Source organism: Arthrobacter sp. H14 (genome assembly GCF_000520495.1).
Taxonomy (GTDB): domain Bacteria; phylum Actinomycetota; class Actinomycetes; order Actinomycetales; family Micrococcaceae; genus Arthrobacter_C.
The window spans coordinates 6,532-16,910 of record NZ_KI914688.1 but is presented as its reverse complement, the minus strand read 5'-3'; the positions used below and the strand labels follow the sequence as shown (position 1 = coordinate 16,910).

The 10,379-nt window shown below is 62.2% G+C and carries 9 protein-coding genes; all 9 read right to left on the bottom strand.

From position 1 onward, the window contains the following. A partial coding sequence (locus Y707_RS27605; RefSeq protein WP_035782690.1) for an ABC transporter ATP-binding protein occupies positions 1-900 on the bottom strand: 900 nt, incomplete at its 3' end. After that, entirely contained in the window at positions 897-2,459 is a 1,563-nt protein-coding gene (locus tag Y707_RS0119145; protein WP_253905272.1) for an ABC transporter permease, read from the bottom strand. The genes Y707_RS27605 and Y707_RS0119145, both read right to left, overlap by 4 nt. Positions 2,460-2,480: 21 nt before the next feature. Further along, positions 2,481-3,515, bottom strand: a complete 1,035-nt coding sequence (locus Y707_RS0119140) for an iron ABC transporter substrate-binding protein (protein ID WP_253905271.1) — start codon at positions 3,513-3,515, stop codon at positions 2,481-2,483. An 899-nt stretch (positions 3,516-4,414) separates the two neighbouring features. Continuing rightward, positions 4,415-4,798, bottom strand: coding sequence for a helix-turn-helix transcriptional regulator (locus Y707_RS0119130; protein ID WP_155853147.1), 384 nt, complete (start codon positions 4,796-4,798; stop codon positions 4,415-4,417). Positions 4,799-5,086: 288 nt separating this feature from the next. Then, positions 5,087-5,686, bottom strand: coding sequence for a recombinase family protein (locus tag Y707_RS0119125; RefSeq protein ID WP_035782688.1), 600 nt, complete (start codon positions 5,684-5,686; stop codon positions 5,087-5,089). A 140-nt stretch (positions 5,687-5,826) separates the two neighbouring features. Continuing rightward, on the bottom strand, positions 5,827-6,540 hold the full coding sequence (locus tag Y707_RS29200) for a plasmid pRiA4b ORF-3 family protein (protein WP_051442211.1): 714 nt from the start codon (positions 6,538-6,540) through the stop codon (positions 5,827-5,829). After that, the gene (locus Y707_RS27595) at positions 6,537-9,491 is read right to left on the bottom strand and encodes a Tn3 family transposase (protein ID WP_253905270.1); all 2,955 of its coding nucleotides are present in this window, start codon (positions 9,489-9,491) and stop codon (positions 6,537-6,539) included. The genes Y707_RS29200 and Y707_RS27595 overlap by 4 nt, the downstream gene beginning before the upstream one ends. A gap of 60 nt (positions 9,492-9,551) precedes the next feature. Next, complete coding sequence (locus Y707_RS27590; protein ID WP_035782686.1) at positions 9,552-9,734, bottom strand: IS1096 element passenger TnpR family protein; 183 nt, start codon at positions 9,732-9,734, stop codon at positions 9,552-9,554. Beyond that, positions 9,731-10,379, bottom strand: a 649-nt coding sequence (locus Y707_RS27585) for a Tn3 family transposase (protein WP_253905269.1), incomplete at its 5' end; no start/stop codon positions are given. The genes Y707_RS27590 and Y707_RS27585, both read right to left, overlap by 4 nt.

Below are 10,379 nucleotides of genomic sequence, written 5' to 3'. Positions count from 1 at the left end.
GGTTTCCGGTCCGAAATAGTCGCTGTCCACCACGGTTCCGCGGACCGGACTTTCATCGACGACGCGAATTTGTTCCGGCCGCAGCATCAGCTGCACCGGCCCGTCGTCGGCCCTGTCCTTGACCGGTATTGCACCGAGGCAGCAGGTCGCCACCGTGCCGCGCAGCTCGGCATCGAGGATGACCGCATCGCCGAGAAATTCCGCCGTCTGCCGGTCCGCGGGGCGCGTGTACACCACAAATGGGCTGCCGGTCTGGGCGAGCTGCCCGGCCCGCATGACCGCTACCTGGTCGGCGAAGGAGAGCGCCTCGGCTTGATCGTGGGTGACCAGTACAGTGGTCACTTCGGCGTTTCGAAGGGTTGCGGCGACGGCCTTGCGGGTGGCCACGCGCAGCCCCGCGTCGAGCGAGCTGAACGGTTCATCCAGCAGCATCAGCTGGGGTTCTTTGGCTAGGGCTCGTGCCAGCGCGACCCGCTGTTGCTGACCGCCGGAGAGTTCATGGGGCTGACGGCGGGCGAAAGACGGTTCGAGCGAGACCATTTCCAGTAGTTCGTTCACTCGCTTCTGCACCATCCTTCCTCGGCCGCTGAGTCCGAAGGCGATGTTCCGCCCGACCGAGAGGTGTGGAAAGAGGGCGCCGTCCTGGGCCACGTAGCCCACATTGCGCCGATGGGCCGGAATGAGGCGGCCGCCGTCGGCCATGGGATTTCCGCCGATACTGATGCTGCCGGCGTCGGGAGCGGTGAATCCGGCGATCAGCCGCAGCAAAGTCGTTTTGCCGCTCCCGGAAGGGCCAACGATCGCCGTCGTCGTTTGCGCGTGCACCGTCAGGCTGACATCGGCCAGCACCATGGTCCGGTCAAACGATTTGGCGACATTGCTGATCTGCAGGTGATTCATCGTCCGGCGGCTTTCTGCGATTGCGTGTATAACAGGTAGGTCATCGGCAGCGAGAGCAGAATCATCAGCAGCGCATACGGCGCGGCGCCGGCGTAATCGATTTCTCCGCTCAGCGCCCAAAACCGGGTGGCCAGCGTCCAGGTGCCGCTGGGCGAGAGCAGCAAGGTGGCGGTCAATTCATTGACGACGCCGAGGAACACCAGTGCTGCTCCGCCGGCAGCCGCGGGAGCGCAGAGCCGCAGCGTCACCTTCAGAAACGCTGACAGCGGTGCCTTGCCAAGAACCCGGGCGGCTTCCTCCAATGCCGGCGGCGCCTGGGCGATTCCGGCCCGCAGGGGAATCAGGGCCCGCGGCAGAAAAAGCAGTACATAGGCGGCGACGACGACGGCGGCACTCTGGTAGATGGGCTGGGCGAAGCTGATGGTGACGGTGACCAGGGCGAGCGCGACCACAATGCCGGGCATGGAACTGGCCACGTAGTTGGTTCCCTCCAAGATGCGGGTCAAACGTCCCGGGTAACGGACGGCGGTCCAGGCGACAGGGAACGCGAGCGCCGTGGTGGCCGTCGCCCCAGCGAGCCCGTAACCGAGCGTTTGCACCAGGGCACCGGCCAGCGGACCGGCGGTCCAAATTTCGGCGCCGCCGGCGATGAGCCAGCGGGCAATATTGGCCAGCGGCACGCCCAGCGCCAGGGCGATGACCGCCGCCAGGGCGCACACGGCGGGCAGACGCCAGCGGCCCAGCGGTGCCGGAACGGGAGCGGCCGCAACCCCGCTGCCGAGCCGGGCGTAGTGTGCGGTGCCACGCCCGCTGGATTCGGCGAGCAACAAGAACAGGCAGAAAAGGACCAGCACACCGGCGAGCATATTCGCCGCCGCGCCGTTGAACGTGGACTGATACTGGCCCATGAGCGCCGTCGTAAAGGTACTAAAGCGGATCATCGAGAAGGCGCCGTACTCGGCCAGCAGATGCAGGGCGACCAGCAGCGCCCCGCCGACGACGGCCAGGCGCAGCTGCGGCACCACGACCCGGAAGAACACGCTCCATGGGCCAAGTCCCAGGGACGCGGCGGACTGTTCCATCGCCGGGTCCAGCCGGCGCAGCGTGGCCGCGGCGGGAATGTAGACGAGCGGAAAGTAGGACAGCACGGAAATCAGCACTCCTGACCACACTCCGGCGAGGGTCGGGATGGTGCTGATCCAGGCGTAGCTGTTCACGTAGGCCGGTACAGCCAGCGGTGCCGCCAGCAGAAGCGCCCAGCCACGGGCGCCGGGAACGTTGGTACGTTCCACCAGCCAGGCGGTCCCGACGCCGATCATCACCGTCAGTGGCACGGTCAGCGCGATCAGCGAGACGGTGTTGATCACCAGCTCGCCGACCCTCGGCCGGAAGATCAGATAGGCGGCCTCCTCCCAGCCGGTGGCAACCGTCATCGTGATCACGAAGCCCAGCGGGATAAGGGCTGCGAGCGTGACGAGGGCGGCGGGCAACAGCACTGCAGCCGGGGGAGCGGAGCGTTTGCCCTTTTCCCCCGGCCGTTGTCTAACTGTGCGCGCCACAGCTCGATCAATCACCTGAACTTAGAGCAGCCCGGCGTCGATCATTAGTTCGGTGACCTTTTCGCTGTTCAGCTTCGCTGCGTCGATCTCTGGTGCCTCCAATTCCTCCAGTGGCACCAGGGCTTCGTTCGGGGCTACACCGCTGGCGACCGGGTACTCGAAGGAATCTCCGTCCTGCAGTACCTGCTGGCCGGCCTTGCCGGTGATGAAGGTGAGGAACTGCTGCGCCTGATCCGGCTGGTCGCTGGAGGCCAGCACGCCGCCGCCGGAAACGCTGACAAAGGCGCCCGGATCCTGGTCCTTGAAATAGTGCAGACTTACGTTGTCGCTGTTTTCTCCCGTTTCGGCCTGGTCGCCATAGTAGTAATAGTGGTAGATGACGCCGCCGTCGATCTGGCCGGCATTGACCGCCTTCATCACGGCGGTGTTGCCCTTATAGGCTTCGGCATTGTCCTTCATCGCCGCCAGCCACTGCGCGGTGGCCTCTTCGCCCTCAAGTTCGAGCATGGCGCTGACAATCGCCTGGAAGTCGGCGCCGGTGGGGGAAGCGCCCCAGCGGCCGTTCCACTGCTCGTTCTGCAGGTCCATAATGGATTCGGGCAATTCGGACTCGTCAATCGCGTCCTCGTTATAGACAAAGACCGTTGAACGGGCTGCGATGCCGGTCCACATATTGGTGGAGGGCCGGTATTCGGCGGGCACCTGCTCGATGATGTCGGTATTCACCTCGGCGAAGAGGCCGGCGTTTGCCACCTGTGTCATGGCTGGAGAATTTTCGGTGAGGAAGACGTCCGCCGGGGATGCCTCGCCCTCGGCGATGATCTGGTTGCTTAATTCATAGTCGCTGCCCTGGCGCAGTGTGACCTCAATGCCGGTCTCCGCCGTGAACGCATCCGCCCACGCCTGGGTCAGACTGTCGTGCTGGGCATTGTAGACGGTAAGGGCCTCTGAGCTCCCGCCCGCGGCAGGACTTTCACTCTGCCCCGCACCAGAGGGCTCGGTGCTCGCGCCACACCCTGTCATCGTCAGCACTGCGGCCGAGGCCAGCGCTATCATCGGCGTGAGTTTGGAGCAGGTAAGCATGCAGGGCCTCTCGTTGTGTGGTGTCCCAGCGTGAACACCTAATCCAAAGTTAGGGTAGCTTTACCTTAACTGCAACTAGAAGCCGAAGATGTGGCGAGCCTCACCCACAGGGCGCGGTGGTCGCACTTATTTGTTGACATGCTCGTCCTGGACGAGCTTCCTGCATGTGGCTCTTATTCGTTGAGGTGGGTGATGTATTCGGCCATGCTTGGAACCGTGAACGCCATAGGTCAAGTCGAAATGTGTGATGTCGCGCGAGTGCCGCGTAATCCTTGCTTTTGTTAAGCGCTGATTGCGCTGGGTTCGGCTGTCATGTCCTCCTTGACCAGGTTTCGGCGCCGTCCGGGTGCGTCTGCCCTCATGCCCGCGGCTGCTGCATGGTGGCCTGCCTTCTGAATCTGGTTGGCGGCTTCCATGGCCTGGCTGGGATCCAGAATATTGCTGTAGCCGCGGCCCCAAGACGAACACCTGCCCGCCGGCGGCGGCCAGTAATGGCCGGTGCAAGGTGCGCCGGGACTGACTCTACCGGCAGCCCGCATGGTGCCGGTGTTGTACCCGGATATGCAGCGGCTCTTTCAGGTCTCGTTTAACCTGTCGGGGCAACGCTGGGCGTTGCCTGGCTCATGCACCCGGCCACGGTCGGCAGCGTGAATAACCCCTTGCTGGGCGCCGGCGCAATTCTCAGGGCGGTTCTGGGCGCGCTGGTTCGCGCAATTCGCCGGTGAATCGCTCCGGCCATACGGCCGACCGCAGCTTGGCGAGTTCGGCTTTTCACCCGCGTAGTGCTCGTCGATATTCGTCGTTCAAAGTGCGAGCCAGCAGGGCCCCGGTCAGGAGAAGGACGGAGCCCAGGATGGCTTTGGTTCGGGTTTTCATGGTGCTTCCTTATGTAAATGTCCGTTGGCGGGTGCGAAAATCGCCAGGAGCGAACCTATCTCTTGATGCGCTGTAGCGGGGTGGCGGAAGTGCTGGCGGGGTTGGATCACATATCGGGTGCGGCGTCCTTCCCGGATGCGTTCGAGGTACCCCGCCTCTTCGAGGTCTTTTAAGATGTGCAGGGTTGCCCTGGGAGTGATCCCAACGGTGGCAGCCACGTCATCAACGAGTGCGCGGGGATTCGCGTGTACGGCCAGCAGGACGTGGCTGTGATTGGTCAGGAACGTCCAGGGTGGACGTCGGGTTGGGGCGGTGTCCGGGGTCGCTATTTCGTTGGCCGGTATTTCGGGGGCCGGATTCGTTGAATTCGTGCGCGACATTGGAGCGGTCCTTTCTTTGGATGAAGCTAGATTCGCTTCCGACCAGTGTGCTGTGCGTCGTGCTTGGTCATCCGTTATACGCAGGATTTTCACACCCCCTACTAACGGCCCAGGCAGCTCAATGGGAGTAACGACGGCGGCCGCGCCTGCCCTGCGCACCGCACGGGCCAGGGCTGCGGTCCGGGCCGGACGGGAACGCCTGAATGAGGCCCGGTACTCCTAGACGTGTCATGAGCCGCCAAGTTTTGTAGGCCCAGAACTCTTGAAGGGTCATAAGGTGCCAGTGAGTTAGCGCTTCGTTGAGGTGGCGTTGTTGGCCAGGGCTTGCTGGTGCCGGTACAGGGTGGCCCGGGACCAGCCGACCAGCTGGGCGGCCTGGTGCGCTGTTTTACCTTCGGAACGGGCCGTGGCGACGATCTGAAGCTTTTCGGCGGTCAGGGCGGGGTCGGTCACTGGGCGGCCGAAGATGGTCCCGGCGGCGCGGGCGGCAGCGATGCCGGCGTTGACGCGTTCTGTGATCAGTTCGCGTTCGTACTCGGCCAAGGTGGCAAGCATGTTTAACATCAGGCGTCCGGTATTGGTTTCCGGGTCAATGCCGTCGGCGATCGAGCGGACCATGATCCCCTTGTCCCGGAGCCCGTTGACGGTGCCCAGGACATCGAGCAGAGACCGGCCGAGCCGGTCGATGCGCCACACCACGATCGTGTCACCGCTTTGGGCGTAGCCCATGAGCTTTTGCATCCCGGGCCGGCTTTTGGCCTCCTTGCTTCCGGAGGTCACATCGGAGTAGATGTCCCGGGCCAGGACACCCGCAGCGGTGAGCGCGTCGCGTTGGAGCCGGTCGTCCTGGCCGGCGGTGCTGATCCGGGTGTATCCGAGAAGTGCCATGACCGTAGTCTGCCCCATAAACCCCTAAAGACGTGCCTGAGACACGTCGCGCTATGAGACGACTTGTCAAGACATAGCCGTTCCGTGCCACGGCGCGAAATTTCCCTGTTCTCCTGGGTCGGATCCGGTGTCTTGAAAATCTAAAGATTTCCAAGACGTTCCTCCCCGGGGTCTGAAGTGAATAGTTTCTCGAGGTTGGCGTTAACGGCGGCAAGATCGAAGTGTCCGGGGTCGAAGTTTTCTTCGCCACCGGATCGTTGGGCGGTCCCTTGTGCCCATTCGTGGAGCCATTGGGCGTGTTCCCGCTCGGTTTCCTCGACTGTGTCGAGATTGGCCAGGGTCGTGAGGAGGTGTTCGTAGCCGCCGATGCCGCCGGAGTCTTCGAGCGGGCACCGCCGTTTACCCCGGATCACCCTGGCATGGGCATCACTACTGGTTTTCTTGACGGTTTCGTCCCAGTCGATGCGGTGGGTCCAGCCGTCTCCGAAGTCGTATTCGTAGAACAAGGGGGTGGAGCCTTCATTGAGGACTTTCCCCACCCGGACGGTTTCTTCCGGGGAGTACCAGCCGTCATCGTCCTCAGCCCGCACGTAGATGGGGGCCCAGGACCTGGTCGTGGAGGGTCGGCGTCCGGGCGTGCGTGGGTTGGTGTCGGTGAAGGAATGAAGGTGGGAGTTTTCCCAGCCCATGATCACCTGCAGGACGTCGTGGAATTCGTCCAGGTAGAGGCTCGAATCAACCTCGAAGGACCGCCAAATCTTCGGGTCCGACCCGAGCAGGGTGATTTTTCCCCTGATCAGTTTCCCTTTGCTTCGGGGAGTTGCCCGTGCCGGGGCGGGGAGGGATTCGTTCATGTCATGACCTTCTCTTTCCTTGATGGTGCGGACTCTGGCGTGCTGACCGGGTACTGCTGTCGGCCCAGGCCCAAGTGGGTGTTCAGGTCGAGGGTGAAGCGTCCGTAGGGGTTGATGTGGGTCCAGAACAGCGGGGTCAACCCGCGCCAGTCCTCAGGCGTGAGCAGGTCATGGAGTACCGGGTCTTCGAGGACTTCCTGCAGCATCAACGTGTTGATCAACACGAGCGATGACTGGAGGAGGTGGAGTGCGAGCATGGAAACCTCGGTCGTTTCCCTATCCGGGCCGGTCAGGTCCCGGTTCTTGCCGTAGAAAACGACATCGTTGCCGCTGTTCCAGTTCTCCACCACCTGCAACCCGGAATTAATCTCGCGCCGGAGGTCTTCGTTGGCGAGGTAATCGGCCGCGAAGATCGTGCGCACGGCCCGGCCGAGTTCCTCCAAGGCCTGGTACGTAGGGTGTTTGGGCCCACCACGGGTGAAACGGCGCAGAATCGTCTCCGATTCGGCAGTGCCGAGCTTGAGCGCGGTGGCGTATTTGATCATCTGATCGTACTGCTGGGCAATGATCTCCCACTTAATCGGGCGGGACAACACCTCGTTGATTTCGCCGTAGGCTTCCGCGTTGCCTGCCCGGTAGAGGCGGATCGAGCCGATGTTCTTCAGCCTCGGCAACAGCTTGAAGCCCAGGAGCTCGGTGAACGCGAACCCGACAATCGAGGCACCATGGGTATCGACGTAGTTCGCCTCGATCTCGGCAGTGGTGTCGTGGCGCAGGACGCCTTCGATCATCGCAGCAACCTCGGAAGAGGAGCAGTTCTTCAGCTGGGAGTAGATGCAGGTCGATTTCTCTTCGACGTGCCAATAGATCATCACTCCGGGGCCGCCGTAGCGGTTATGCCATTCGGTCATCAGGTTCGATTCCCAGGAGCCGAACTTCTTCGAATCCGACGCGCACGCGCTGCCCGTACCCCACCAGGCCGGGTTCCGGGCCTCGAATGTGGCGTTGACGACTTTCACGATTGCCTGGCGGAGGCCGTCTTTGGTGATGAACGTCCGGCGTACATGCCGCAGCTCACGCTCGGTCTCAGTATGTCCGCCGGCGTTGGCGATCGCTTTGATCCCCATATTCGTCCCCAGTCCGAACAAACACATGAGCAGCCGGCGCCGGAGCGTGTCCTGGTCGAGGTTTTGCCGTGAAGAGATGGAAGTAAACTCTTCCGTGCACCCGGTCAGGAAGTCCGCTTCCTTGAAAACTTCCAGCAGATCCAGTGTTCCCCGACGACGGATGAGTTCGTCTTTGAGTTTGCCCAGGTTCGGCGGTTCAACCTGTTTTTCCAGCTTCGGCACCATGATCCACGGGGCACCTCGGCGTTTGGTGATCTTGACCCCGCCTGCCGTATCACCAAGAAGCGCATTGTCCAGACTCTCCAGCGCCCGGGTCATCCGGGATTGCAGATCGTGAATGAAAGCTGACGGGTCCAGAGGCTGACGGAGCGCCTCGTAGTGCAGCTCACGGGTTGCGTCAAAGTCTTTGGGCAGGTCGTCCTCCGGATCACGCCATTTCCTGGCCCCCGTGACGAAGACTTCCCGACGGCGTAGAGCATCGCGCAACGAAACCAGCAGGCACAGCTCATACGGGATCCGCTCCACCCGCCCGTTCTCGTCAGTGACGGCGCCGGCCCAGGACTTCGGCACCACACCAACGACCGGCACATCGTCGCCGGTGTTGAAGTACTGGGCTTTGCTCCTCGCCTCGGAATACTGTTTCAGCAGTGCGATGGCGTCCATAATGGGCCGGAACGCCGTGTTATGGCAGCGGAACTGCAGCACCGACAACAACGCCGGCAGCATCCGGCGGTAATGATTCGAATACGACCCCCGCAACACGGTCCGGACCTTGCCCTGGAACACGCTCTCGTTGGCCTTCGCTTCCTTCACGAGCTGCTGCAGGGTTTTCTCGCTCACCACAGGAAACACCGCCTCCCGGACTGTCTCATCCGGGTGGGCCACGGCGGTCTCGGCTAGCTTGAACAGCAACTCTGTCTTGCCGCGCACCCGCTTCAGATCCTCGGTGAGTTCCTTCTCGACTTTCTTCACCGCACTGGTATTGATCTTCAACACCAAAACGAGCAGCAGATCGACCAGGCTGTCCGTGATCTCCGCTGTGCGTTGATAACACAACGCCGCCAGCAGGGTTAACCGCGCAGCTGGGGGCGTGTCCCAGAAATCCGACGGATACATCCTGGCCGCTCTGGCGCGCCACGCGTTCACGACCTTCTCCGACACCCCGGTAAACAAATCAGCCGGCAAGTCCAAAGTCTGGGCGGCGGAGAGCTTCTCTACCTCCGCCAACAATGATTCCAGGCCCGCCGGGCCAGGATCGGCTTTCAACACCGCCAGCAACGACCCAGCAGTGCCATCCACGATCACGGCTTCCAACCGGGCCGCCCCCGCCGGACCAAGACGATCAACAACGCCGACGCAGAACTCTTGCTCAAAAGAAGCCCTTGCTGCACCAACGATCCGTGAAGTTCGGGCAGGTGGTTCAATCTTCAGTTGTCGGCAACGGCCGGCCAAAGCCTCAGCCAGCGCGCCATCACGTACCTCCCTCGGGCACACCTCCTGAGCCAGCCAGTTTGCCAAGACGGCCTCGTCAGCGAGTGAAAACTCTCTGAACCCAAACACCGTCCGAATCTCGGCGCGATGGCGCTCGATAGTCCGTCCAATCCACGCATAGGCACCGAAATCTTCTGGCGGAACTCCCACCTGCTCAGAAACATAGACCACTGACTCTGGACCGAAATCATCTGGCCCGTCCGGGAATCTTGCCTCGATTTCAAAGAACTTGAGCAACAAAGCGAACCCTATCCTCGTCGGCCCCGGTTTCTGACCCAGCAGGTCAAAATCCCGCCCGATCAGAGTCCATTCATCAACAAGCCCAAGATTCATCCCACCACAATCGCACGCAGAGACCTCCTAGGGCCACAAACTTGGCGGCTCATGACACGTCTAGGAGTACCGGGCCATAATCACCTGCAGGACGTCGTGGAATTCGTCCAGGTAGAGACTGGAATCGACCTCGAAGGCCCGCCAGATCTTCGGGTTCGACCCGAGCAGGGTGATTTTTCCCCTGATCAGTTTCCCTTTGCTCCGGGGAGTTGCCCGTGCCGGGGCGGGGAGGGATTCGTTCATGCCAGGACCTTCTCTTTCCTTGATGGTGCGGGCTCTGGCGTGCTGACCGGGTACTGCTGTCGACCCAGGCCCAGGTGGGTGTTCAGGTCGAGGGTGAAGCGTCCGTAGGGGTTGATGTGGGTCCAGAACAGCGGGGTCAACCCTCGCCAGTCCTCAGCGGTGAGCAGGTCATGGAATTCGGCGGTTTCGAGGACTTCCTGCAGCATCAGCGTGTTGATCAACACGAGCGATGACTGGAGGAGGTGGAGTGCGAGCATGGAGACTTCGGTGGTTTCCTTATCCGGGCCGGTCAGGTCCCGGTTCTTGCCGTAGAAGACGACGTCGTTGCCGCTGTTCCAGTTCTCCACCACCTGCAAACCGGAATTGATTTCCCGACGCAGGCCCTCATCAGCGAGGTAGTCCGCGGCGAAGATCGTGCGCACAGCCCTGCCAAGTTCCTCCAAAGCCTGGTACGTAGGATGCTTCGGGCCGCCGCGGGTGAAACGCCGCAGGATCGTCTCGGACTCCGCGGTGCCGAGCTTGAGCGCGGTGGCGTATTTGATCATCTGATCGTATTGCTGGCCGATGATCTCCCAATTAATCGGGCGGGACAGAACCGGGGTGATTTCCCCGTAGGCTTCTTCGTTGCTGGCGCGGTAGAGGCGG